Source organism: Burkholderia sp. PR2 (assembly GCF_052372875.1).
GTDB classification, from domain to species: Bacteria; Pseudomonadota; Gammaproteobacteria; order Burkholderiales; family Burkholderiaceae; genus Burkholderia; species Burkholderia diffusa.
Map to the genome: position 1 here is coordinate 14,026 of NZ_JBQRWH010000001.1, position 25,710 is coordinate 39,735.

The following is a 25,710-nucleotide window of genomic DNA, read 5'->3' on the forward strand; positions in this document are numbered from 1 at the left end:
TGCCGCCTGCCCGCTGCGTGAGGTTACGCGGTGCGTGCGCCGCGCGGCAGCGCTTCGTCCGCCTTGCCGGGCGCGCCGGCATCGTCGATGCTGACGCGGCGCGAGATCAGCCACACGCACACCGACGACAACACGGCGGCGCTCGTATACTGGATCGCGAGCGGCCACCATTGCGGCGCGGTGTTTTGTGCGATCAGCGTGGCGACGAGCGGCGTGAGGCCGCCGGCGATCGCGCCGCACACTTGGTACGCGATCGAGATCGCCGTGTAGCGGATGCGCGCGATGAAGATGCCGCTGACGAAACCAGCGACCACCGAGTAGTAGCCCGATTCCGCGAGCGTCGCGAGGCCGACGCCGACGGTGATCGACAGCGGCGTGCCCATGTGCACGAGGGGCAGCATCACGAACGGTACGATCGCGGCCCAGGCGCCGGTGATCAGCAGCACGCGCGTCGTGCCGAAGCGCTGCGCGATGAACGCGGCCGCGAGCTGCACGACGAACTGCAGTACGGCGACGATCGTCATGCAATGCAGCACCATCGACCGGTCGAGCGACAGGAACTGCGTCGCATAGCTGATCATGAAGATGTTGCTGAAATACACGCCGGCGATCCCGTACACGTTCGCGCCGATCGCGAGCAGCAGCAGCGGCCAGTACTTGAGTGCCTCGCGCACCGGGTTCTGCGCGGTGTTGCCGCTCTTCCTGACTTCCTCGAACTCGGGTGACTCGGACACGCTCGCGCGGATCACGAAGCCGACCGCCAGCAGCACGGCGCTCGCGAGGAACGGCACGCGCCAGCCCCAGCTCATCATGTCGTCCTTCGACAGCGTGCTGATCGCGCCGAACGCGAGCATCGACAGGATCAGGCCGCTCGCGCTGCCGAGCTGCGCGAACGACGCGAAGAACGTGCGCTTGCCTTCGGGTGCATGCTCGCCGGCGAGCAGCACCGCGCCGCCCCATTCGCCGCCGACCGCGATACCTTGCAGCACGCGCATCAGAACCAGCAGGATCGGTGCGATCACGCCGGCTTGCGCATGGGTCGGCAGCAGGCCGATCGCGACCGTCGACACGGCCATCAGCATCAGCGTCGCGAGCAGCGAGCGCTTGCGGCCGAAGCGGTCTCCGAGATAGCCGAACATCACGCCGCCGAGCGGCCGCGCGAAGAAGCCGACCGCGAACGAGCCGAACGACGCGAGCAGGCTGACGAAACGGCTTTCGCCGGGAAAGAACAGCGGCCCGAACACGATGGCGGCGGCGGTCGCGTAGCTATAGAAGTCGTACCATTCGATCGTGGTGCCGACGAACGAAGCGAGCGCAGCCCGCTTCGGTTGCTTGATGGCAGTCCCCATCTGTTATGTGCTCCTCTGGAATCCTCTGATTTTGAATAGGTTGTGCGCCGGGATCAGTCGCGGTACGCGACGCCGGGCAGCACGCACAGCAACTCGTAGGCGAGGTTCGCGCCGAGCAGGGCGGTGGTGCCGAATGGGTCGTAGGGCGGCGCGACTTCGACGAGATCACAACCGACGATATTCAGCCCCTTCGCGCCGCGGATGATCTCGAGCGCCTGCGGCACCGTGAGGCCGGCGATTTCCGGCGTGCCGGTGCCCGGTGCGTAGGCCGGGTCGATGCCGTCGATGTCGAAGGTGATGTAGACGGGCGTGTCGCCGATGCGCGCGCGCACTTCTTCCATCAGCGGCGCGAGCGACTTGTTCCAGCACTCCTCGGCCTGGACCACGCGGAAGCCCTGCTCGCGGCACCAGTCGAAATCCTCGGCGGCGTAGCCGGTGCCGCGCAGGCCGATCTGCGTGACCTTGTCGCCATGCAGCAGGCCTTCCTCGACCGCGCGGCGGAACGGCGTGCCGTGCGCGATCTTTTCGCCCATCATCGTATCGTTCACGTCGGCGTGTGCATCGACGTGGATCAATGCAACCTTGCCGTGCTTGCGGTGGATCGCGCGCAGGATCGGCAGCGCGATCGTGTGGTCGCCGCCGAGCGTGATCGGCTTGCAGTCGTGCGCGAGAATCGCGTCGTACGCGGTCTCGATGCGCGCGATGGAATCGTGCAGGTTGTACGGGTTGATCGCGACGTCGCCGATGTCGGCGATCTGCAGCGAATCGAACGGCGCGGCGCGCGTGGCCATGTTGTAAGGGCGCAGCAGCACGGATTCCGTGCGGATCTGGCGCGGGCCGAAGCGTGCGCCGGTGCGATTGGAGGTGCCGAGGTCGAACGGCACGCCGACGAAACACGCGTCGAGGCCGGCAGCGCTCGTCACGTGCGGCAGGCGCATCATCGTCGCGATGCCGCCGCTGCGCGGCATTTCATTGCCGCCGAGCGGCTGGAAATGGGTGTGGTCGTTCATGGGCTTGTCTCTTCCGATGTGGGGTTGCCGTATCATTCGACGCGGCTTGGCGCATAGTTTTACGCGTCCGGCGGGAAAGAAGAATGCGAAGATATCGACGTAAACATCGATTTTCATCGATGTATGGAAGGGGAATAGCGTGCTGGGGAATCTGTCGACCCTCGATCTGCGGTTGATCCGCGTGTTTCTCGCGGTCACGGACGCGGGCGGCGTGTCGGCGGCGCAGGCGATGCTGAACGTCGGCCAGTCGACCATCAGCGCGCAACTGTCGTCGCTCGAGACGCGGCTCGGCTACCGGCTCTGCGAGCGCGGCCGCAGCGGCTTCCGGCTCACGCCGAAGGGCGAGCGGTTCCACGCGATGAGCCGCAAGCTGCTCGCCGCGCTCGACGAATTCGGGATGGCCGCGCGGCACATGGACCGCCAGCTGGTCGGTACGCTGAGTATCGGCCTGATCGGCCATACGCCGGTCAGCCAGAACGCGCGGATCGCGGAGGCGATCGCCGCGTTCCGCACACGCGACGAGGCCGTGCGCTTCTCGATCTCGGTGCGTGCGCCGGGCGATCTCGAGGAGAAACTGCTGAACGGCGAGATCCAGATCGCGGTTGGCTACTTCTGGCATCGCGTGCCGACGCTGCACTACACGCCGCTGTTCATCGAGCGGCAGGTCGCGTACTGCGGTCGCGGCCATCCGCTGTTCGAACGCGCTGGCGCGCTGACGCCGGCCGACGTCGCGGGATTCGAATGGGCCTGGCGCTCGTATCCGCTGCCGGAGGCGCAGATGTCGACGACGCCCGATCGCGTGAGCGCGACCGCAGACAACATGGAGGCGGTCGCGCTGCTGATCCTGTCAGGCCATCACCTCGGCTACCTGCCGCAGCACTTCGCGGCGCCGTATGTCGCGCAGGGGCTCCTCGCGCCGCTCAACCCGGATCGGCTGCATTACGAGGTCACGTTCCACATGGTCGTGGCGCGCGACGGGCGCGGCGATCCGCTCGTCGAGGCGTTCCTCGAGGATCTCGAGCGCGCGCACCAGTCGCCCGACGTCGTGTGAGGCCGCGTGAGGTCGGACAACGCCGGCAATGTGGACGAGTGTCACGCCGGAGCGAGCCGCTGTCTGCATCACGGCACCGGCAACCCCGCATCGTGTTTCACCTCCCGCAACGACAGCGCCGATTCGATCGACGTGACGCCAGGCAGCATCCGCAGCGAGTCGCGCAGGAACGTGCCGTAGTCGTCGAGATCGCGCGCGACCACTTGCAGCAGGTAGTCGGCCGTGCCCGCGACGTTGTGGCACGCGAGGATCCGCTCGATGCCGAGCACTTCCCGTTCGAACCGGTCGGCGACCTTGCGATCGTGCGTCGCGAACCGAACCAGCACGAACGCGACGACGCCGAAGCCGAGCGCCTGGCGTGACAACTGCGCGCGGTAGCGCTCGATGTAGCCGTCGTTTTCGAGACGTTTCAGGCGCCGCGCGCACGGCGTTTCGGACAGGCCGACGGAATCGGCGAGACGCGCGATCGGCAGGCGGCCGTCGCGCTGCACCGCGGCGAGAATCGCGCGATCGGTTTTGTCGAGTTCGGTCATGTTGGCGGAATCCTTGCATAGATTCCATGATTGTGGCGGATTCCGCTATGAATCGCCAATCCTGAGCCAAAGATGGCCAGTAATCCCTCTACCTTCAGCGGCAACATATCGTCATTGAAGGACGGGGGCAGACCATGATTTCCACGCATTTGCTGTTGATTTATCTCGCCGCGCTGGCGGCCATCTACGCGGTGCCCGGGCCCGACATGGCGCTCGTGCTGCAGACCAGCATCGGCCGCGGCGTGCGCCCGGGCATGGCGGCGGCCGCCGGCCTTTCGCTGTCGCGCACCGCGCACGTGACGCTCTCCGCGTGCGGCGTCGCGGCGCTGATCCGCAGCGCGCCGTGGCTGTACGAGGCGATCCGTTACGGCGGCGCGCTTTATCTCGCGTACGTCGCGATCCAGGTGTTCCGCTCCCCGGGGTTCACACTCGGCGACGGTGACGAGGCGGCCCCGGGCGAACTGCGGCAGTCGTTCTTCAAGGGGCTGCTGACGAACCTGCTGAACCCGAAGGCGCTGCTGTTCTGCTCGGTGCTGCTACCGCAGTTCGTGCGCCCCGAGGCCGGGCCCGTCGTGTGGCAGATGTTCGAGCTCGGCGCGCTGCTGGTCGCGGCCGGCGTGTGCTTCGACCTCGCAAGCGTGCTCGGCGCGTCGCGCATCGCGGCGTGGATGCGCGCGCATCCGCTCGCGCAGACGGTCCAGCGCTGGACGTTTTCCGCTGCGCTCATCGGGTTCGCGCTGCGGCTGTCGATGGATTGAGCCGCATCGTCACATCGCTGCCGCTCGGCAGCGATGTGACGATCGACAGAGGCCGCGTGCAATGCCGGCCTTCGTGGCCATGCCCCGCCGCAGAAGGGCGTGCGCGCAAATCGTCTGACTGATCTAAACTCCCTTCAACTTCGCGCATTCGCGAACCGACTGACCGAACGGAACCGACTTCCGCCGGCCATGTCCGATTTCCTGGCTGTTCCGTGCAACGCGGTACCAAGGAGGGTCTGAACATGGCAAGGCATCTTCACGCCGACCGTGAACCCCGAATCGTCGCCGAGTCCAAGTGCCTCGGCCCGTGCGATCCGGCAGAACGCATCCACGTCACGATCATGTTGCGGCGGCAGGAAGAAGGGCAACTCGATACGTTGGTCCACCAGCTCGCCGCCGGCGACGCGCAAGCGAAACCGGTGTCGCGCGAAACCTTCGCGCAACGCTTTTCCGCCAATCCCGACGACATTCGCAAGGCCGAGGACTTCGCGCGTCACCACCAGCTGACGGTCGATCGCGTCGATCCCGTTGAAAGCGTCGTCGTCCTGTCCGGCACGATCCAGCAGTTCGAAGCCGCGTTCAGCGTCAAGCTCGAGCGCTTCGAGCATCAGTCGATCGGCCAGTATCGCGGCCGCTCCGGCCCGATCGCGCTGCCCGACGATCTCGGCGATGTCGTCACGGCCGTGCTCGGCCTCGACAGCCGCCCCCAGGCGCGGCCGCACTTCCGGCTGCGACCGCCGTTCAAGCCCGCACGCGGCGGCGCGGCGGGCGTCACGTTCACCCCGATCCAGCTGGCGTCGCTGTACGGCTTCCCGGCCGGCGACGGTGCCGGGCAGTGCATCGCGATCATCGAGCTCGGCGGTGGCTACCGCGCGGCCGACATCCAGCAGTATTTCCACGGGCTCGGCATCAAGACGCCGCCGACGCTCGTCGACGTGAACGTCGGCACCGGCCGCAACACACCGACCGGCGACCCGAGCGGCCCGGACGGCGAAGTCGCGCTCGACATCGAGATTGCCGGCGCAATCGCGCCGGCCGCGAAGATCGCCGTCTACTTCGCGCCGAACAGCGACGCGGGCTTCGTCCAGGCCGTCAACGCGGCAGTCAGCGACAGGACCAACAAACCGTCGGTGATCTCGATCAGTTGGGGCGGCCCGGAGGCGATCTGGCAGGCGCAATCCGCGCAGGCGTTCAACCGCGTGCTGCAGGCAGCGGCCGCGCAGGGCATCACGGTGTGCGCGGCATCCGGTGACAGCGGCTCGGGCGACGGGCTGCAGGACGGCGCCGATCATGTCGACTTCCCCGCATCGAGCCCGTATGTGCTCGGCTGCGGCGGCACGCAGCTCGATGCATTGCCCGGGCAGGGCATTCGCAGCGAGGTCACGTGGAACGATGAGGCGGCCGGCGGCGGCGCGGGCGGGGGCGGTGTCAGCACGCTGTTCGACCTGCCGGCGTGGCAGCAGGGGCTGACCGTCACGCGCGCCGATGGCAGCAGCGCACCGCTCGCGAAGCGCGGCGTGCCGGACGTCGCCGGCGATGCGTCGCCGCAGACGGGCTACGAAGTGTCGATCGCGGGCACGGCCACGGTGATGGGCGGCACGAGCGCGGTCGCCCCACTGTGGGCCGCGCTGATCGCACGGATCAATGCGGCGGCGGGCGGTGCGGCCGTCGGCTGGGTCAACCCGGTGCTGTACAAGAACCCGGGTGCGCTGCGCGACATCACGCACGGCTCGAACGGCGCGTATGCGGCCGCGCAGGGCTGGGATGCGTGCACGGGCCTCGGCAGCCCGAACGGCGCGCAGCTCGCGGCGATCCTGACGCGCAAGCCGTCGAGCTGACGGCCGCGGTACACGGCTTTTCGTATGGCGCGGGCTTCCGGCCCGCGCCTTTTTCTCACCTCCAGGAGCAGCACGATGGGCATCGATTCCGCATCTTCCGGCGGCGTGTATCCGCTGCATCACGGCGACCACAATTCGCATGGCGTGCCGCCGACCATCAATCCGGTCGCGCTGAGCCACGGCCGCGACCAGCCGTTCTTCGATCCGGTCGCGTACGGCAATGGCCCCGACGACTCGGTCACCGACACGACCGAAGCGGCTGCGATCACGCACCACACGATCCTGATCGACGGCAAGCGCCTCGCGTACACGGCGACAGCCGGCCATCTCGTGACGGTCGATCCGAGCAGTTCGCAGCCGGCCGCGAAGATCTTCTACGTCGCGTTCACGGCCGACGGCGCGAAGGAGGAAACGCGGCCCGTCACGTTCTTCTACAACGGCGGTCCCGGGTCGTCGTCGGTGTTTGTGCTGCTCGGCTCGTTCGCGCCGAAGCGCATCAAGACCTCGATGCCGGGGTTCACGCCGCCTGCGCCGTACCAGATGGAAGACAATCCGGACAGCATGATCGACCACAGCGACCTGGTGTTCATCAACCCCGTCGGCACCGGCTATTCGGCGGCCGTCGCGCCGAACAAAAACCGCAATTTCTGGGGCGTCGACCAGGACGCGAATTCGCTGAAGCAGTTCATCAAGCGCTACCTGACGAAGAACAACCGCTGGAATTCGCCGAAATACCTGTTCGGCGAGTCGTACGGCACCGCGCGCAGCTGCGTGCTCGCGTACAAACTGCACGAGGACGGCGTCGACCTGAACGGCATCACGCTGCAGTCGTCGATCCTCGACTACCGGCAGGCCGGCAACCCGGTCGGCGCGCTGCCGACCGCAGCGGCCGACGCGTGGTATCACAAGAAGCTCGGCGTCACGCCCGCGCCGACCGATCTCGGCACGTTCGTCGAGGAAGTCGCGCAGTTCGCGCGTACCGACTACCTGAGCGCACTGCGCAACGTGCCGCATGCCGATCTGGCCGCCGTGCGGAAGCTGTCGGACTACACGGGCATCGACACCGCGACGCTGCAGACCTGGGGGCTCGACATCGCGGGCTACGACGCGCGTGGCAATTCGTTGTTCCTGACGACGCTGCTGCACGCGCAGGGGCTCGCGCTCGGTTCGTACGACGGCCGCGTGACCGGGATCTCGTCGGGCATCGCCGGCAAGATCGATCCGAACTCGGGCGGCAATGACCCGACGATGACGGCCGTGACGGGTGTCTACACGGCGATGTGGAACAGCTACCTGAACGAGCAGTTGAAGTTCACGTCGAATTCCGCGTTCACGGACCTGAACGACCAGGCGTTCCAGAACTGGGACTTCAGCCATATCGATCCGACCGGCGCGCAGCAGGGCATCGATGCGAAGGGGAACGTGATCCTCTATACGGCCGGCGATCTCGCCGCGGTGATGGCGCTGAACGTCGACCTGAAGGTGCTGTCGGCGAACGGCCTCTACGATTTCGTCACGCCGTTCTACCAGACCGTGATCGACCTGCAGCAGATGCCGCTCGAGGATCAGAAAGTGCGGCAGAACCTGTCCGCGCGCTTTTATCCGTCGGGGCACATGGTGTATCTCGACGGCGGTTCGCGCACCGCGCTCAAGCGCGATCTCGCGACGATGTACGACGCGACGGTCAGCGATACGGGCGCGCGGATGCGGATTCGCGCACTCCAAGCGAAGAAGACGGGCGGGCACGCGTAGCGTTGCCCATCTTGCACGTGCCGCGCGTAACCGCCAGGTTCCGCGCGGCGCGGCATGGTGTTGCGGCGATGGCGCCGGCTTACGCGGCCGGCCAGTCGAACGGCGTGTACGGCAGCGCGCGCTTGTGGCGCGAGCCGTCGTAGAAGCGCAGCACCGTTTCGTACACGCTGTCGGCCACGGGTTTGCCTTCGAGGAAATCGTCGATCTCGTCGTAGGTGACGCCATACGCGTGCTCGTCGGGGCGCAGCGGACGCAGTTCCTCGAGGTCGGCCGTCGGCACCTTCATCACGATCAGTTCGTCACCGCCAAGCGCGCGGGCGACCGCACGCACGCGGCGCTTGCTCAGGCCGGCGAGCGGCAGCACGTCCGCGCCGCCATCGCCGAATTTCGTGAAGAAACCCATCAGCGATTCGGCCGCGTGGTCGGTGCCGATCACGATGCCGCGCCGCGCGCCGGCGACCGCGTACTGCGCGATCATGCGTTCGCGTGCCTTGATGTTGCCGTGCACGAAGTCCTGCTGTGCCGGGTTTTCGAACGCGTGGCCGGAGGCGACGAGCGATGCGAGCATCGCGTCGGCGGCCGGCTTCACGTCGACCGTGAACGTCTCGTCCGCGCGTACGAATGCGAGCGCGCGCTGTGCATCGGCTTCGTCGTTCTGCACGCCGTTCGGCAAGCGCATCGCGATGAAGCGGGCGTCGTAGCCGTCGGCGCGCAGCCGTTCGACCGCCAGCTGCGCGAGCCGTCCGGCCGTCGAGGAATCGACGCCGCCGCTGATGCCGAGCACGTAGGTCCGCAGGCCGGTCGAACGAAGGTACTGCGCGAGGAAGTCGACGCGCCGGGCGATCTCGGCATCGACGTCGAAGTGCGGGGTGACGTTCAGTTCGGCGATGATCGCGCGTTGGCGGCTGGCGTAATCGGCGGATGTCATGGAGTGTGGTTCCGGAACGAAATGCAAGGCGCCCATCATAAGCGCAATCGCGGCCCGGCGCCGCGCCGGGCATGCGACCCGGCGACCGCGCGTTGCATTGGCGAGACGCGCTGCATCGTCATGGGGCAGCGCGCGGGGCGCGTCGACTCCGGCGTGCACGCGGATGCTTCGTTTCGATGCATGGAAGGGGGGCGGTGACGGACGCTTCCTGCTTTCGCTCACTCGCCCGCGTCAGCGCCGCGCGAGCACGACGCCCGCCAGCGCGAGCCCGAAGCCGGCGAGTTGGACGGCCGCGAGCGTTTCGCCAAACAGCAGATAGCCCTGCAGGGCGGCGAGCGGCGGCGCGAGGAACAGCAACGACGTCGCGCGCGCGGCGTTGCCGCGCCGCAGCATCCACATCAGCATCGTGACCGCGCCGCCGGACAGGAACACGACGCCCCACACGAGCGATATCCACAGCGCCGGCGCGCCGATCCAGCGCGTTTCGTGCAGCAACGCGACGAAGACGGCCGCGACGATCGCCGCGCCGAGGTTCTGCACGGCGACGGCCGTGCGCAGGTCGTTCTGCGCGAGCTTGCCCTTCTGATACAGCGAGCCGGCGGTGATCGAGCCGACCGACAGGATCGACACGGCCACGACGAACCACGCGGGCGCGGCGCCCGGTGGCGGCGCGACGCCGCCCGCGACCTTTGGCGCGAGCACGAGCGCGACGCCGGCGAGCCCGAGTGCCATCCCGAGCCAGCCGCGCGCGGGCAGGCGCTCATTGAACAGCGGCACTGCGAGCACGGCGGTGGCGAGCGGCTGCAGTGCGCCGAGCAACGCCATCACGCCCGCATTCAGTCCCTGCGCGACGGCCCAGTAGCTGGCGCCGAGATAGACGCCTTGCAGCAGCGCGCCCGCGATCAGGTGGCGCGGCCATTCGCGGCGGGCCGGCCACGGCGCGCGCGCGGCGAGCGCCACCGCGCCGAACAGCACGGCCGTGCCGGCGAAACGTGCGAGCAGGAACAGGTTCGGATCGGCGTAGGGCTTGATTGCCCGTGCGACGATGAAGCCGGTGGACCACAGCGCGACGAACGCCGCGGCGACGAGCGAGTTAAACATGCGTGGCGGGCCGCGATACGGCCGGACGAATCGTGAAGTCGGCCAGTATCGGTCGAACCGGTGCCGCCGTCTTGTCGGATTCTGCACTTGCTCGTGGCGCGTGCGCGCTGCATGCGGTTGCCGTGCGCGGCGCGTTGGCCGTGGGCGTGACGTGCCGCGAGCGCGGCGGCGCGCCGGCCATTCCGTTACCGGCCGGCCAGATGAAGGTGCTGCGGCATGAAAGCGCGCCGTGGCGCGCGGAAGGGACGGGCGATCAGTCGAGCGAGAACGTGTCGAGCGGCTGGTTCGCGCGCGCGTCGGTCGCGAAGCGCGCAGCGAGCTGTTCGTAAAGCCGGCGCGCCTCGTCGAGCGTCAGGTCGATCCAGTATGGATCGCCCGCTCCGTCGTTGAGTCGTTCTGGCGAAAACTGGATTTCGAGCACACTGCCTTTGCGATACATTCCCCAAGCCCCTTTATGGTTTGTCGTTCGGCGAAACGCAAAGTGTAGCAACCGCTTGCCGTGCCGATTCGCGCGCATCGGGCAATACAGAATTTCGCTTTCGTGAAACGCGACGACCGCCAGCCGCACCGCCGTCAAATGGCGGTCAAGCGGCCGTAATACAATGCTCGGCTTACCCATTACCAGTCGCCTCGGGCGCATTGCGATGCTGGCGGAACAACGTCATCAATACATTCTGTCGGAGCTCGGACGGTCGGGCGCGCTGTCGGTAGCCGAACTCGTGCGCTCGCTCGACGTGTCGCGCGAGACGATCCGGCGCGACCTGAATGCGCTCGCGGCGCGCGGCCTGCTCGTGATGACGCATGGCGGCGCGCTGGCAGCGGACCGCCGCGAGCCGAGCCTGTCCGAGCGTGAAGCGGCGAACGCCGAAGCGAAGCGCACGATCGGGCGACGCGCGGCCGAATTCGTGCCCGACGACGCATCGGTGCTGATCGACTCGGGCAGCACGCCGCACGCGGTCGCGCTCGCGCTGGCCGACCGGCACCGGCTGTCGATCTACACGAACGACTGGCGCACGGCGTTCGTGCTCGCGCGGCGCAACGGCAATCGTGTGACGCTGCTCGGCGGCGAACTGTCCGACGACGAGGACGCGACGTTCGGGCTCGATACGATCCAGCAACTCGCGCAATACCATGTCGATTTCGCGTTCGTCGGCGCGGGCGGCATCACGGCCGACGGCGACTGCACCGACTACTCGCGGCTCGCGGCCGAAGTGCGCAGCCGGATGATCGCGGCCGCCGGCACGGCGATCATCGTTGCCGACCATTCGAAGTTCGGCCGCGTGACGCCGGTGCGGATCAACGGCACGTCGGCCGCGCGCTACCTCGTCACCGAGCGCGCGCCGGACAAGGCCGTGCGCCGCGCGCTGACCGCACGCGGCATCGAGCTGCTCGTGTGCGATTGACGCGCGTCCGACATACAAGGTTCATCGAACCGTCATCGCACGGGAAGAACCACCGTCAACACTGACTCATTCATCTCGACCGGGCCGCCCGGCAGGAGCAACGAATGACCGTCAGCGTACGCAGCTATCTTTCTCCGACCCTGGTCCTGCTGGCCTTCGACTGGCCCGACGCGGCGTCGCGCACCGACTTCCTCGGCTTCGCGATCCGGCGCACGCCCGGTTTCTGGGCGGCCGACGGCAAGACGCGGGCGCCGTACAGCTGGCTGCCGAACCGGCTCACGTTCGACGGCCCGGCCGCCGACACGCAGGGCGACGCACCGACCGACCAGGCGCCGATCCAGAAATTCATGTGGTGGGACGCGCGCATCGATCCGCAGGACCGCGATGCATCATTCCGCTATGACGTCTATCCGGTCGTCGGCACGCCGGAGCACCTGCAGGTGCTCGATGCGGAGGCCGGCGTGTGCGAGGTCGTATTGCCCGCTCACGTCGTGGATGGCGTCGGTACGTGGTTCAACCGTGCGGTCGTCAGCTCGCAGGCGTTCGCGAAGCAGGTCGCGGCACTGGGTCTCGCGCCGGATGCTGCGCCGAGCGCGGACCAGGCACTGAAGCTGCGCACGTGGCTCGCGAACGACATGGAACAGGTGTTCGCGGCGATGCTCGACCCCGCGTCGCGCGCGGTGTCGGCCGTCTATCATCTGACGGACACGCTGTGGGCGCTGCCCGCATTCGAGGCGTTCGGACGGCAACATGGCGAAGCGTCGCTCGCGATCGTCTACGACGCGCACGAGACTGCGCGCAAGGGCAAGCCGCCGCTGCCGTCGCCGAACCAGCCGGCCGTCGACGCGCTGCAGGGCCTCGCGACGCGCGCGCCGCGCGACCGGACGCACATCATGCACGACAAGTTCATCGTGACCGACGCACCGGCGAATGCGACGACCGCGGTGACGCCCACGCGCGTGCTGACCGGTTCCGCGAACTTCACGACCGAAGGACTGACGGAGCAGGCGAACGTGCTGCACGCATTCGATTCGCCGGCGCTCGCGGCGCTGTACAACGCGCGTGCGCACGCGCTGGCTGCGAATCCGCCGATCGCGGAGACGGCGAAATTGTCGGCGGGCTGGTCGGCGCCGATGACGATCGGCAGCGCGCAGGTGCGCGTCGCGTTTTCGCCGGAGCCGGCGGGGCAGCGCACCGAGATCGATACGATCGTCGCCGCGATCGCGGCCGCGAAGCATTCGGTGTCGTTCTGCCTGTTCATGCCGACCGACGCTGCGCTGCGCGACGCATGCTTTGCAGCCGGCGACCGCGGCCTGATGATGTTCGGCCTGGTGAACCGCATCAACGTCGGTAGCGCGACGAAGGCTGATGCCGCGCAGCACGACGGGCAGTCGCTCGATGCGGCGACGCTCGCGAACCTCGAGCTTTACCATCGCCAGCGCGATCGGCGCGACGTGATCGATGCCGCCTATTTTTCGCCGGCAACGGTGCCGCAGGGTTTCGAACCGGAGCTGCGCCTCTTTCCGGGCGAGCCGGCGCCGATGTATCCGCCGGTCGTGATCCACCACAAGTTCATCGTGATCGATGCGGAAGGCGCGAACCCGATCGTCTATACGGGCTCGGCGAACATGAGCCGCAACTCCGAGCAGTACAACGACGAGAACCTGCTCGAGATTCGCGACACGCGGATCGCGGCGATCTATCTCGCGGAATTCCTGCGGCTCTACGAGCACTACCGCGCGCGGGCGCTGTCGATCGAAACGAAACGGCATGGCGCCGGTGCGCAGCGGCAGCTCGCGCTCGCACCGGATTCGAGCTGGGCGAAGAAATATTACGTGGCGGGAAGCCCGGAGGAGAAGGCGCGGATCGCGCTGGCGTCGACCGTGCAGACGGACTCGCCCGCGACGCACGCGCGGCGTGAGGCGGCATGAAGCAGTGCGCGGCGTGCGTTCGGCTCGTGCCGGTTGCAGGCGGCGCGGCGAGGTTCGGGAGGTGTGCCGGGCGGCGAGTGGAATGCTCGCCGGCCAGCCTTCGGGCGGAATCGCGCGGTGCGCCTATGCGGCGACGTAGCGCAGCACGGAGTCGGTGATCGTCTCGCGATGTCGCGCGCGCAGCCGCGGCGCCGACGGATCGCGGCCGAACGCGGCGCCGAACGTATAACGGTTCGACACGCGGTGGAAGCAGAACGAGCTGATCAGCAGATGCAGGTCGAACGCGTCGATGTCCTTGCGGAAGGCGCCGCTCGCCGCACCGCGCTCTAGCAGTTCCTCGAGCGTCTTGATGATGCTGACGTTGCGGTTCTTGAACGACTTGAGCTGTTCGAGATACTTCGCGCCGTGGATGTTCTCGATCGACACGAGGCGGACGAAGTCGCGGTGCTTGTCGTGATAGTCGAACGTGAATTCGACGAGCCGGCGCATGCCTTCGCGCGGCTCCATGTCGCCGACGTGCAGTTCCTGCTCGAGTGCGCGGATGTCGCCGTACACCTTCTCCAGCACGGCCTCGTACAGGCCTTCCTTGCTTTCGAAGTAGTAGTACAGCATCCGCTTCGTCGTGTTCGTACGCTCGGCGATCGCGTCGACGCGCGCACCGGCGAGGCCCATCGCGGAAAACTCCTGCGTGGCGACGTCGAGGATGTTGCGCTTGGTTTGCTCGGGATCGTATTTGCGCCGCGCATCGGTCGCAAGTGCGCGGCTTTCGGACGTGGCGGCCTTGCTTCCAGCTTTCATGTGACTTTGTTGTGGGTTCGCGGCGGCATGAAAAATCCATTCTAGCATGCGGGAAATGCCGGCCCGGCCGACCTTTCGTTCTAATCGGCCGTGCGGTTTCGGCTGCTGCCGCCGCTCAGCGCCGGCACGACGCGAGCGCGTCGCGGGCCTGGTACGCGGTGTACGTGAGCTGCGCGGCGGCGAGTCCCGCGAGCCCGAACGTGCGCGTGAGCCCGAACGCGGCGAAGCCCTCCGGCACGGGCCGCTCCCCGGCCAGCGCGGCGGCGAGCGCTTCACCGGCGACGGTGGTGGGCGCCATCCCGTGACCGCCGAATGCGATCGCGTGCCACACGCCGTCCGTGTCGCGGCCGATCTGCGGCATCTTGTGCCGCGCGTAGCTCATCAGCCCGCCCCAGGCGTATTCGACCTTCACGCCTTCGAGCTGCGGATACACGCGCAAAAGGTCGCGTCGCAGCAGTCGCGCGATCGCGTCGGGGCCGCGGTCGAGCACGGAGATCCGGCCGCCCCACAGAATGCGCGTGTCCTTCAGCGGGCGGTAGTAGTCGAACGCGAAACGCGTATCGTAGATCGCGTACGGCGCGTCGATCGCGTCGGGCAGGCGCGTGCCGAGCGGTTCGGTCGCGATCACGTAGGTCGCGATCGGCAGCACCGCGCGCTCGATGCGCGGCGACACGCCGCGCGCATAGCCGCCGCCGGCGAACACGACGTCCTTCGCGCGCACCGTGCCCTGCGCCGTGCGCACGACGTAGCCGGCGCCTTCGCGCGCGATGCCGAGCGCGGCCGAGCGTTCGTACACGCGCGCGCCGCCGCGCGATGCGGCCGCCGCGACGCCGAGCACGTACTTGAGCGGATGGAAGTGAAACGCGTTCGGCTCGAACAGACCGCCGTAATAGCGCTGTGTCTTCAGCCGCGCGCGCAGCGCGTCCGTCGAAACGGGTTCCCAGTCGACGTTGAATTCCTGCTTCATCAGCGTGCGCACGCCGTCGAGCCGCGATGGATCGTCGAACCAGTTCGCGAGCATCACGCCCTCGTCGACGATGTCGCAGTCGATCCCGTAGCGCGCGATCCGCGCGCGGATCAGGTCGACCGCATCGACGGTGAGCCGGTACAGGCGGCGGCCTTCGTCGCGGCCGAGCGTGCGTAGCAGGTCTGCGTTGTCGAGGCTGTAGCCGCCGAACACGAAGCCGCCGTTGCGGCCCGATGCGCCGAAGCCGACCCGCTCTCCGTCGAGCACGACGACGTCCCGCACGCCGCGCTCGACGAGGCCGAGCGCCGTGCACAGGCCGGCGAGGCCGCCGCCGACGATGCAGACCTGCGTGTCGATGGTGCCGCTCAGTTGCGGGTAGGGCTGGCGGGTAACGGTGGCTTCGTAGAAGTTCTGCATGCGTTTTCGGTGATTCGTCACGACGGAAAAACGGACGGCGCGCGTCGATCTTGCCTGAACGCGCGCGTCGCGTCGAATGGGTTTTTCAGTGCAACGGCCGCGGCGGTCGGGCGGCGGCCGTTGCACGACCGGGCGTCAGGCGCCCGGCGTCGGGTTGGGCGGGGCGGCAACGTAGGCCGGATAGCCGGTACTGGCCTTTACCGTCGCTTCGGGCGTCGCGTTGCGCTCGATCCACGGCGCGATCTCCATGTCCTCGTAGCGGACGAGGCGGCATTTGCGCACCAGCGCGTAGCCGAGCCAGATCGCGAGGAAGAACGGCAGGCCGATGTAGGTCGCGGCGATGCCGGCCCAGTCGATCCTGTCGGCGAGGAACGCCTGGTAGTCCTGGCCGAGTGCGACGACCGCGCACAACGCGAATGCGAACAGCGGGCCGAATGGAAACCACTTCGACCGGTATGGCAGCTGGTCGAGCCGATAGCCCTGCTTGAGGAAGCCCTTGCGGAACCGGTAGTGGCTGACCGCGATGCCGAGCCAGGTGATGAAGCCGGCCATGCCCGACGTGTTCAGCAGCCACAGGTAGACGGTTTTGTCGCCGAACAGCGACGTGAGGAAGCACAGCGCGCCGACGGCGGTCGTCGCGTACAGCGCGTTGCGCGGCACGCCGCCCGGCGACAGCTTCGCGAACAGCTTCGGCGCGCGGCCTTCGACCGAGAGGTTATAGAGCATCCGCGTCGACGCGTACATGCCCGAGTTGCCGGCCGACAGCACGGCCGTCAGGATCACCGCGTTCATCACGCCGGCCGCGAACGCGAGGCCCGCGTGGCGGAACACGAGCGTAAACGGGCTCGCGCCCACGTCGGTGACGTCGCTCTTCAGCAGGCTCGGGTCGGTGTACGGAATCAGCACGCCGATCACGAAGATCGCGAACACGTAGAACAGCAGGATGCGCCAGAAGATCTGGCTGACCGCGCGCGGGATCGTCGTGCGCGGGTTCTCCGATTCGCCGGCCGCGACGCCGATCATTTCGGTGCCCTGGAACGAGAAGCCCGCGATCATCGCGACGCCGAGCATCGTTGCCCAACCGCCCACGAAGGGCGCGTCGCCGATCGTGAAGTTGCCCCAGCCCGCGCTCGGCCCGCCTTGCATGATCCCGAAGATCATCAGCAGGCCGACGCCAACGAACGCGAGCACCGTCAGCACCTTGATCAGCGCGAACCAGTATTCGGCTTCCCCGAAGCCGCGCACCGACAGCGCGTTGAGCGCGAAGATCAGCGCGAGGAAGATCGCGCTCCACCAGACGCCTGGCACGTGCGGAAACCAGTAGTGCATCACGAGCTGCGCGGCGACGAGCTCGACCGCGAGCGTCACGGCCCAGCTGTACCAGTAGTTCCAGCCGAGCGCGAAGCCGAAGCCCTCGTCGACGAATTTCGCGCCGTAGGTCGCGAACGAGCCCGACACCGGCATGAACGCGGCCATTTCGCCGAGGCTCGTCATCAGGAAGTAGACCATCAGGCCGATCACCATGTACGCGAGCATCGCGCCACCGGGGCCGGCTTGCGAGATCGACGCGCCGGACGCGACGAACAGGCCCGTGCCGATCGAGCCGCCGATCGCGATCATCCGCAGATGGCGCGCCTGCAGTGCGCGGTGGAGGGACGGCTTCGCGGGCGGCGAGCCGGACGGACGGGGCGAGTCGGGGCGGGCATCTGAATGCATGGCGGGTGCTGGGCGCTGTCTCCAGGATTGTTTTTTTGGCTGCGAAGCGTGACGCGTCGCCGGCCGCCACGGCGGGCAGCGGCACTGCTGCGCGGGCTTGATCCGGATCGACTGGAACGACCGGTGCACCGGGCAGCGACGCGTGTCGCCTTCGTCTGTCGTCCGGCCGCTGATCGGCGGCGCGTCGGGGCGCCGGGTGCGGTGCACCTCGACGCCGCACCGATCGTATGTGCCGGCCGCATGCGCGGCAAACGATATTTCCGCACAGGGTGATGCAACTTTGTCATCAACTTGTCGCGCATCGAAACCGGCCCGGTGGCCCGGCCACTGGCCCCGGACAGGTCCCGTGACCGTACCGAATCAAGCGGTCTCGTCCTGCCCGGGTGTTGCGTTTTGGGAATGAAGTCGTGAGTTAATATCAATAGCGGCCCGACTTGTGGCCACCGACAATGTGTCTCATGGATCGTGCCTCGCGAGGCCGGGGCGTGCCGTCCGGCCGGGTTTCCGGTGGCGGCGCCGCGCGATGCGCCACGCGGCGCACCGGGCCTGCCGAGCTGCGCATCCGCTTGCACAGGGCGCGCGAACGCGCTCCAATCGAATCACGCGGGCGGCGTTGCCGCCGCACCGATCAATCTGTCCCTGAAGAGGAAGTGATGCAATTCAACGACATTCTTGCTGCGCTCGACATCGATCTCGCCCAGTGGAAAGGCAATGCGCTGACCGCGCGTTCGCCGCTCGACGGCGCGACGCTCGCGACGCTGGCGGTTGACTCGCCCGCCGACGCCGAGCGCAAGATCGACGCCGCGCACGACGCATTCCTCAAGTGGCGCACGGTGCCGGCGCCGGTGCGCGGCGAGCTCGTGCGCGTGTTCGGCAACGTGCTGCGCGAGCACAAGGCCGAACTCGGCCGCCTCGTCACGCTCGAAGCCGGCAAGATCACGTCGGAAGGGCTCGGCGAAGTTCAGGAAATGATCGACATCTGCGACTTCGCGGTCGGCCTGTCGCGCCAGCTTTACGGCCTGACGATCGCGTCCGAGCGCCCGGGTCACCGGATGATGGAGACGTGGCACCCGATCGGCGTGTGCGGCGTGATCTCGGCGTTCAACTTCCCGGTCGCGGTGTGGGCCTGGAATGCGGCGCTCGCGTTTGTGTGCGGCGATTCGGTCGTGTGGAAGCCGTCGGAGAAGACGCCGCTCACCGCGATTGCGTGCCACGTGCTGCTCGAGAAGGCGATCCGCGAATTCGAGAAGACCCACCCGGGCGTCGCGCCGAAGGGCCTGAGCCAGCTGGTGCTCGGCATGCGCGATGTCGGCGAGGTGCTGACGTCGTCGAAGAAGGTGCCGGTCGTCAGCGCGACGGGCAGTGTGCGGATGGGCCAGGAAGTGGCGAAGGTGCTGAGCCAGCGTCTCGCACGCGGCATCCTCGAGCTCGGCGGCAACAACGGGATGATCGTCGCGCCGAGCGCCGACCTCGACCTCGTGGTGCGCGCCGTCACGTTCGCGGCGGTCGGCACGGCCGGCCAGCGCTGCACGACGCTGCGCCGCCTGATCGTGCATCGCAGCGTCGTCGACCAGCTGCTGCCGCGCATCGAGAAGGCCTATGCGTCGGTGAAGGTCGGCAGCCCGCTCGAGGAAGGCACGCTCGTCGGCCCGCTGGTCGACCGTGCGTCGTTCGACGCGATGCAGAAGGCGCTGGCCGACGCACGCGAGCAGGGCGGCGAAGTGAAGGGCGGTGAGCGCATCGATGTCGGTCACGCGGATGCGTACTACGTGCGTCCGGCCATCGTGCGGATGCCGAAGCAATCGGCGGTGGTCGAGCGCGAGACGTTCGCGCCGATTCTCTACGTGATGGTCTACGACAACTTCGAGGACGCGATCGACGTGCACAACGCGGTGCCGCAGGGCCTGTCGTCGGCGATCTTCACGAACGACATGCGCGAGGCCGAGCAGTTCATGTCGTCGGCGGGCAGCGATTGCGGGATCGTCAACGTGAACATCGGCACGAGCGGCGCTGAGATCGGCGGCGCGTTCGGCGGCGAGAAGGAAACGGGCGGCGGCCGCGAGTCGGGTTCGGATGCGTGGAAGGCATACATGCGCCGTGCGACGAACACGATCAACTACAGCCGTCAGCTGCCGTTGGCGCAGGGCGTGAAGTTCGACGTCTGACGGAGGGGCCCGCAAGGGCGCGTCGACGTTCGAATGACGAGAGCCGGTTGCCGCGAAGGCGGTAACCGGCCCTTGTCGTTTTCGGCGATGCGTGCGTGGCGATGCCCGATCTGCGCCCGCCCGATCACGTATTCATTTGTGAGTTGCAGATCCGTCGATTGCCGGCATGTTCTGCACGACCAGCATCTGCGGCGTCGACAGCGTGATCTGCGACGCCCGCAACTGTTTCAGGATCTCGAACAGCAGGTCGCTCTTCGTCGCGCTCGCGATCCGCGGGCTCGCCACGTAGCCCGTGACGCTCAGCGTGATCCCGTCGGGCGCCAGCTGGCTGAACGTGACCGACGGCGCCGGCTTGTCGAGAATCGCCGGATGCTCGCGATACGCGTCGAGCAGCAGGTCGCGCACCTGCTCGGGGTCGGTGTTCAGCGGGAACGTCAGCATCAGCGTCGCGACGCCCTGCGTGCTGTTGCCCATCGTCACGTTGCGCACGTTCTGCGAGATCAGTTGCGAGTTCGGCACGATCACGGTCGAGCGGTCGCTGAGCTGGATCTCGGTCGCGCGCACGTTGATGCGGCGGATGTCGCCTTCGACGCCCGCGATGCTGACCATGTCGCCCACCTTCACCGGCCGCTCGGTCAGCAGGATCAGCCCCGACACGAAGTTCTTCACGATCTCCTGCAGGCCGAAACCGATACCGACCGACAGCGCGCTGACGATCCACGCAAGGTTGCTCCATCTGACGCCGAGCAGCCCGAGCGCCATCAGCACGAGCAGCACGTAGCCGACGTTGGTGAACAGCGTGATCAGCGACACGCGCATTCCCGCATCCATGCCGAGTGCCGGCATGAACTCGCTGTCGAGCCAGCGGCGCACCGAGCGCAGCAGGTAGAAGCCGATCGCGAACCCGATCACCGCGTTCATGATCCGGTCGGGCATGATGTTCAGGCTCTGCAGCCGCTGGCCGCCGATCATCGCGACCGCGCTGTCGAGGAGGTCGCTCGGCGTCGTGCCGAAACCGCCCGTCAGCAACGCGATCGCCGCGACCAGCATCAGCAGGCTCGTGCCGAGGCCGGACACGACGGTATGGGCTTGGTCGAGATGACGGTCGTCGAGCGCGAACAGGTGCTTGATCTGCCTGCCGGTCGACAGGTTCGCGGAGAACAGGCTTTCGCTCGCGTCGCGCGTCAGCTGCGTCATGATGTAGACGCTGCACAGCACGATCTCGAACCACACAAGCTCGTAGGTGATGAAGCGTGCGACCGTGATGTAGCCGATCAGCAGCGCGCCGAGCGACACGACGATCGCCAGCGTGACGCCCGCATGGATCAGCCCCGCGAGCGTCGAGCGATCCTCGGGCGCCTCGCCGGATGCCGCAAGCGCGCTGCGTACGCGATTCGCGCGCAGGATCGACGCGCCGACGGTCAGCGCGACGACGAGCGAGACGATGCCGCGGCCGAACAGCGTGACGGACAGGCTGGTATCGACGATCCGGTTGATCGATTCGAGCGTGCCCGACATCAGCAGCAGCGCGGCCAGCACGCCGGGGAACGGCTTCATCGCGAGCGCGACGGGATCGGCGAGCGCGGGCAGCCGCCACGACGGATGCTTCGTGCAGAGCAGCGCGCGGCCGAGGCCGGCGATCAGCGCGCAGGTCACGGCGAGCTTCGCGAACTGGTCCCACAGATCGGTCATCGACGACGTGAGCTCGGAGTGGCGGGCGAGCGCGAGATAGAGGATCTGGACGGCGACCGCGGTCGCGAGCAGCGTCGAGAACGCCGTGGCCAGCGCCAGCGCACTGCGGCGCAGCCGGGTGGGCGGCAGGCGGTTCAGGCAGAACCACGCGAGCCCGCGTTCGACGATGCGGCGGCCGCCGAGCCAGACCGCGAGCGCTGCGATCATCAGCAGCGTGGTGAGCGCGCGCTGGCCGGGTGTCCAGGACGAGCGCAGCATGTCGCGCAGTTCGTCGTTGAAATCGTCGAGCCGCTGCACGTCGTCCGGCGACAGATGGAACAGCGGCAGCCAGAACTGCGCGCCGAAGATGCTGCCGGAACGGAACGCGAGCTGGTTCTTCAGCAGGCTGCGGTGCAGCTTCGAGAACTGGTCGTTCAGGTTCGCGAGGTTGGTCTTCTGGTCGGCGGCCTGCTTCAGCGCCGCGTCGATCTGCGCCTTGCGCGCGTTCAGCGTCGCCCGCTGCTGTGCGACGGCGGGTGTTTCGGGCGATGCGCCCGGGGCCGGCGGCGGGCCGAGCACGTCGAGCTGAGCCTGGACCTGCGTGCGCTGCGGCGCGAGCTGGCTCTGCAGCTTGTCGACGTCGGCGCTCAGTTCCTGGGTCGCGTCACCGAGCTCGTCGAGCTCCTTGCTGTTGGTCGCGTTCGACGTCTGCTGCTTGATGCGGTCCTGTTGCACCTGCATCTGCTTGAGTTGCGCAACGGCGTCGCTGAGCGAAATCGTCGGCACGGGGACGCCGACGCCGCTCGCGCCCGGTGCGGACGCGGCCGTCGGAAATGCCGACGCGGTCGCGATCGCCGCGAACTGCAGCAGTGCGAACAGCGCGATTCGGCGTGCGTACGTGGATAGTCGTTGTATGGACATGGAATGCTTACGTTTTGCCGACAATGCCGGGTGCCGCAAGGCGCCCGGAAGCCGGGAGTTGGCCCGGTAGCATGTTACCGGGGCATGGCGGCCGCGGCGCTGCCGATCGTGCGCCTTGCCTTTCGCGTACAGCGGTGCCCGCACGGGCATGCGATTGCCGCGCGGGCCCTTGCCGGCGGGGCCGTGACGGTCGCATTCGCAGTCCGGCAGCGCAACGTCGTGACGCCGGCGAACCTTACAGATCCGACAGAACGTTACGCAATTTACACAATAGCCGGCGCGAAAGTGGGGTGTCCGAACCGGTTGGCCATGCAACGCGGCCCGAGCGGCGTGCCGGTACAATGCAGCGAATCGCCCGACGGCGGCCCGCTGGCCGCCGGACAACAAAACACACGACACGATCAGGAGACACGACCAAGATGGTCTCAACGGACAGCTTTCCACAGGCAGCCGCCTCGTCCTCTTCCATCGACGCCGGCTCGATTTCGGCCCGCCTCGATCGCCTGCCGCCGACCCGCAGCGTCTGGAAGCTCGTCGTGCTGCTGAGCCTCGGCTTCTTCTTCGAACTCTACGATCTGCTGTACAGCGGCTATGTCGCGCCGGGCCTCGTGAAAAGCGGGATTCTGTCCGCGACGACGCACGGCCTGTTCGGCACCACGGGCGTCGCGAGCTTCATCGCCGCGCTGTTCTCCGGCCTTTTCATCGGCACGATCGCATGCGGCTTCCTCGCGGATCGCTTCGGCCGCCGCGCGATCTTCACGTGGTCGCTGCTGTGGTACACCGCCGCCAACGTCGTGATGGCGTTCCAGGATACGGCAGGCGGATTGAACTTCTGGCGCTTCGTCGTCGGTCTCGGCCTCGGCGTCGAGATGGTGACGATCGGCACGTACATCTCCGAACTCGTGCCGAAGCAGATCCGTGGCCGCGCGTTCGCGTGCGAGCAGGCGGTCGGGTTCGTCGCGGTGCCGGTGGTCGCATTCCTCGCGTACCTGCTCGTGCCGCACGCACCGCTCGGCCTCGACGGCTGGCGCTGGGTCGTGCTGATTGGCGCGCACGGCGCGCTGTTCGTGTGGTGGATTCGCCGCGAGCTACCGGAGAGCCCGCGCTGGCTCGCGCAGCAGGGTCGCGTCGACGAAGCCGATCGCATCATGCGCGCGCTCGAGGCGAAGGTCGAAGCCGAATACGGCCGGCCGCTGCCGCCGCCCGCGCCGGCCGAGCCGGTGCCGCCGCGCGGCAGCTTCCGCGACATGTGGGTGCCGCCGTATCGCAGCCGCACGATCATGATGACGATCTTCAACGTGTTTCAGACGGTCGGCTTCTACGGCTTCGCGAACTGGGTGCCGACGCTGCTGATCAAGCAGGGCATCACGATCACGTCGAGCCTCATGTATTCGAGCGTGATCGCCCTCGCCGCACCGCTCGGCCCGCTGATCGGCCTCGTGATCGCCGACCGCTTCGAGCGCAAGTCGGTGATCGTTGCGATGGCGGCGGCGATCGTCGTCTGCGGGCTGCTGTTCAGCCAGACGACGGTGGGCGCGTTCCTGATCGTGCTCGGCATCGGCCTCACGCTCGCGAGCAACATCATGTCGTACAGCTTCCACGCCTATCAGGCCGAGCTGTTCCCGACGTCGATCCGCGCGCGCGCGGTGGGCTTCGTCTACTCATGGAGCCGCTTCTCGGCGATCTTCTCGTCGTTCGTGATCGCGGCCGTGCTGAAGGGCTTCGGCACGTTCGGCGTGTTCGCGTTCATTGCCGGCGCGATGGTGATCGTGATGGCCGCGATCGGATTCATGGGGCCGCGTACCAAAGGCATCGCGCTCGAAGCCATTTCGAAGTAGGCGCGGGTTGCGCACGCACGTGCCGCATGCGGCACGCGCGTGAATTTCCGGCGCTTCGAGTTGCCGGAAACGCCCAGCGAAGCAACCTGCCATGCAGCGGCGAAGCAAGCGGCAACGAGTTGAAACAAAGCGTGACGAAGCGCAAAACCGCCACGAAACCGGGGGTTCGGCCCTGCCGATTCGTGTCCGAGCGGGTAGAATGAAAGACCTGACGACTCATTAGCCGCCATTGGACCGAACGCGTTGTACTGCGAACGACTCCACCGGGAAGAGGCGTCGGCGCCGGGCGCACGCGTGCCCCCGGCTTGTCGATGGCTCGCGCGGGAGATGCGCCGTTTGCAACGTGCGGCGGCCGGATCGGCCGATGGCTTCGATCGCATGATGCTCTCCGACCTGACGCGGCGGTTGTCCAGGCCGCGTTGCCGTACCCTGGCGGTCGCCACGTATGTGTGGCTTGCAGCCGCTCTCCCGATCTCCGTTCTCGTCGCGCGGCCAGCCTTCGCTGCGTCCGACGTGCCGTCGGCCACTGCTACGTTTTCCTCATCATCTGCTTCGGCCGCGCATCCGGCTTCGCCAGCGCATGTGTCGTCGGAGGCTGGGCCCGCGTCTGCGGCGTCCGCCGTGCATCATGCGTTACCCGCCAGCGGGGCATCGCCGGCATCCGCTGCGTCCGCGGCCTCTCCCGCTTCCGCGGCATCGGCAGCATCCGGCACACCGGCAAGCGGAGCCGAAGCACCCGCACCGACGCCGCCGCGCCGGCACCCGCCGCTGTCGGCCGAGGAGGCGAAGAACGCAACCGCGCGTGCGATCGACATGCGCAAGCGCTTCACGCAGGAAGTCAAGCGACGCCTGAACGTGCCCGCGAGCGAGCAGCGCGCGTATGGCGATCGCCTTCAGAACGCGCTCGCCGATGCGGATCTCGGCGACCTGGCCGGCGAATACGTTGCGCTCGTCGACCGTGCACCGAACGTGCAGGCGCTGTTCATCTACTTCCGCGCGACGCCGTCCGATGCGTGGCTGTTGATCGGCGCGTCGCCGGTCGCCACCGGCTGGCCCGGCCAATACGATCACTTCCTGACGCCGCTCGGCGTGTTCCACCATTCACCCGACAACATGGACTTCCGCGCGGAAGGCACGACGAACGACAACGGCATTCGCGGCTACGGCATGCGCGACATGCGCATCTACGACTTCGGCTGGGTGGACGGCGAGCGGGGCTGGGGCAAGGGCGGCAAGTCGCCGATGCGCTTCCAGATGCACGCGACCGACCCCGATCGCCTCGAGCCGCTGCTCGGCATCCGGCACTCGAAAGGCTGTGTGCGCATTCCTGCTTCGCTGAACACGTTCCTGGACCGGCACGGCATTCTCGACGACGACTATCAGGCGCGCGTCGATGCTGGCAAGTCGTTGTGGGTGCTGCGCCGCGATCGCGACATCACGCCGATCGCCGGCCGCTATCTGGTCGTGATCGACAGCGCGCGCAAGACGCGTCCGGCATGGTCGCCGGCGCCGGGACGCAACGCTTGGTCGAAGCTGCCGAAGAGCGGCGACACGGCGGACTGA

General features: G+C 67.7%; 19 protein-coding genes. 9 read left to right on the forward strand and 10 right to left on the reverse strand.

The genetic code is table 11. The features are described 5' to 3' along the window. Positions 1-23 precede the first annotated feature (23 nt). Positions 24-1,349 (reverse strand): MFS transporter, encoded by a 1,326-nt coding sequence (locus ACT2FV_RS00055; RefSeq protein ID WP_059464556.1) that lies wholly within the window; start codon positions 1,347-1,349, stop codon positions 24-26. 53 nt (positions 1,350-1,402) lie between these two features. After that, positions 1,403-2,359, reverse strand: a complete 957-nt coding sequence (gene speB / locus ACT2FV_RS00060) for an agmatinase (RefSeq protein ID WP_124629501.1) — start codon at positions 2,357-2,359, stop codon at positions 1,403-1,405. 139 nt (positions 2,360-2,498) lie between these two features. On the opposite strand from speB, the gene ACT2FV_RS00065 reads away from it, so the two are divergent. Then, entirely contained in the window at positions 2,499-3,410 is a 912-nt protein-coding gene (locus ACT2FV_RS00065) for a LysR family transcriptional regulator (protein ID WP_059598734.1), read from the forward strand. Positions 3,411-3,478: 68 nt separating this feature from the next. Here the strand turns inward: ACT2FV_RS00065 and ACT2FV_RS00070 are convergent, their stop codons facing one another. After that, entirely contained in the window at positions 3,479-3,943 is a 465-nt protein-coding gene (locus ACT2FV_RS00070; RefSeq protein WP_044848788.1) for an Lrp/AsnC family transcriptional regulator, read from the reverse strand. A gap of 134 nt (positions 3,944-4,077) precedes the next feature. Here ACT2FV_RS00070 and ACT2FV_RS00075 point away from each other — a divergent pair, with 134 nt between their 5' ends. The 3 genes from ACT2FV_RS00075 (at position 4,078) to ACT2FV_RS00085 (ending at position 8,291) form a co-directional block, all read left to right on the forward strand. Next, a complete protein-coding gene (locus ACT2FV_RS00075; protein WP_444502927.1) occupies positions 4,078-4,701 on the forward strand; it encodes a LysE family translocator in 624 nt (207 codons plus the stop codon). A gap of 242 nt (positions 4,702-4,943) precedes the next feature. Then, positions 4,944-6,539, forward strand: a complete 1,596-nt coding sequence (locus ACT2FV_RS00080) for a S53 family peptidase (protein ID WP_059598732.1) — start codon at positions 4,944-4,946, stop codon at positions 6,537-6,539. A gap of 75 nt (positions 6,540-6,614) precedes the next feature. Next, entirely contained in the window at positions 6,615-8,291 is a 1,677-nt protein-coding gene (locus tag ACT2FV_RS00085; RefSeq protein ID WP_444502928.1) for a S10 family peptidase, read from the forward strand. Between the two features lie 79 nt (positions 8,292-8,370). Here the strand turns inward: ACT2FV_RS00085 and nadE are convergent, their stop codons facing one another. From nadE to ACT2FV_RS00100, 3 genes are all read right to left on the reverse strand, one after another. Continuing rightward, complete coding sequence (gene nadE / locus ACT2FV_RS00090; RefSeq protein WP_124905572.1) at positions 8,371-9,219, reverse strand: ammonia-dependent NAD(+) synthetase; 849 nt, start codon at positions 9,217-9,219, stop codon at positions 8,371-8,373. Between the two features lie 231 nt (positions 9,220-9,450). Further along, positions 9,451-10,320 carry a DMT family transporter gene (locus ACT2FV_RS00095; protein WP_059598729.1) on the reverse strand — a complete coding sequence of 290 codons (870 nt, stop codon included), beginning with the start codon at positions 10,318-10,320 and terminating at the stop codon, positions 9,451-9,453. A 253-nt stretch (positions 10,321-10,573) separates the two neighbouring features. Next, entirely contained in the window at positions 10,574-10,759 is a 186-nt protein-coding gene (locus tag ACT2FV_RS00100; RefSeq protein ID WP_006752380.1) for a hypothetical protein, read from the reverse strand. A gap of 205 nt (positions 10,760-10,964) precedes the next feature. Here ACT2FV_RS00100 and ACT2FV_RS00105 point away from each other — a divergent pair, with 205 nt between their 5' ends. Both ACT2FV_RS00105 and ACT2FV_RS00110 read left to right on the forward strand, forming a co-directional pair. Continuing rightward, positions 10,965-11,723 carry a DeoR/GlpR family DNA-binding transcription regulator gene (locus ACT2FV_RS00105; protein ID WP_059598728.1) on the forward strand — a complete coding sequence of 253 codons (759 nt, stop codon included), beginning with the start codon at positions 10,965-10,967 and terminating at the stop codon, positions 11,721-11,723. 104 nt (positions 11,724-11,827) lie between these two features. After that, on the forward strand, positions 11,828-13,654 hold the full coding sequence (locus ACT2FV_RS00110; protein ID WP_444502929.1) for a phospholipase D-like domain-containing protein: 1,827 nt from the start codon (positions 11,828-11,830) through the stop codon (positions 13,652-13,654). A 123-nt stretch (positions 13,655-13,777) separates the two neighbouring features. Here the strand turns inward: ACT2FV_RS00110 and ACT2FV_RS00115 are convergent, their stop codons facing one another. The 3 genes from ACT2FV_RS00115 to ACT2FV_RS00125 all read right to left on the reverse strand — a co-directional run bounded on the left by ACT2FV_RS00115 (position 13,778) and on the right by ACT2FV_RS00125 (position 17,552). Beyond that, positions 13,778-14,452 carry a TetR family transcriptional regulator gene (locus ACT2FV_RS00115; protein ID WP_059464545.1) on the reverse strand — a complete coding sequence of 225 codons (675 nt, stop codon included), beginning with the start codon at positions 14,450-14,452 and terminating at the stop codon, positions 13,778-13,780. 115 nt (positions 14,453-14,567) lie between these two features. Then, positions 14,568-15,836 (reverse strand): NAD(P)/FAD-dependent oxidoreductase, encoded by a 1,269-nt coding sequence (locus ACT2FV_RS00120; RefSeq protein WP_444502930.1) that lies wholly within the window; start codon positions 15,834-15,836, stop codon positions 14,568-14,570. 135 nt (positions 15,837-15,971) lie between these two features. Next, positions 15,972-17,552 (reverse strand): amino acid permease, encoded by a 1,581-nt coding sequence (locus ACT2FV_RS00125; protein WP_444502931.1) that lies wholly within the window; start codon positions 17,550-17,552, stop codon positions 15,972-15,974. A gap of 653 nt (positions 17,553-18,205) precedes the next feature. Between ACT2FV_RS00125 and amaB the strand changes: the two genes are divergently transcribed. Next, positions 18,206-19,717: an L-piperidine-6-carboxylate dehydrogenase gene (gene amaB / locus ACT2FV_RS00130; protein ID WP_059598724.1), complete on the forward strand. Its 1,512-nt coding sequence runs from the start codon at positions 18,206-18,208 to the stop codon at positions 19,715-19,717. A gap of 132 nt (positions 19,718-19,849) precedes the next feature. Here amaB and ACT2FV_RS00135 read toward each other — a convergent pair whose 3' ends face one another. Further along, entirely contained in the window at positions 19,850-22,309 is a 2,460-nt protein-coding gene (locus ACT2FV_RS00135) for a DUF3772 domain-containing protein (RefSeq protein ID WP_444502932.1), read from the reverse strand. Between the two features lie 419 nt (positions 22,310-22,728). Here ACT2FV_RS00135 and ACT2FV_RS00140 point away from each other — a divergent pair, with 419 nt between their 5' ends. Both ACT2FV_RS00140 and ACT2FV_RS00145 read left to right on the forward strand, forming a co-directional pair. Beyond that, entirely contained in the window at positions 22,729-24,147 is a 1,419-nt protein-coding gene (locus ACT2FV_RS00140; protein ID WP_124905556.1) for an MFS transporter, read from the forward strand. Between the two features lie 327 nt (positions 24,148-24,474). Then, positions 24,475-25,710 (forward strand): hypothetical protein, encoded by a 1,236-nt coding sequence (locus ACT2FV_RS00145; protein WP_174919730.1) that lies wholly within the window; start codon positions 24,475-24,477, stop codon positions 25,708-25,710.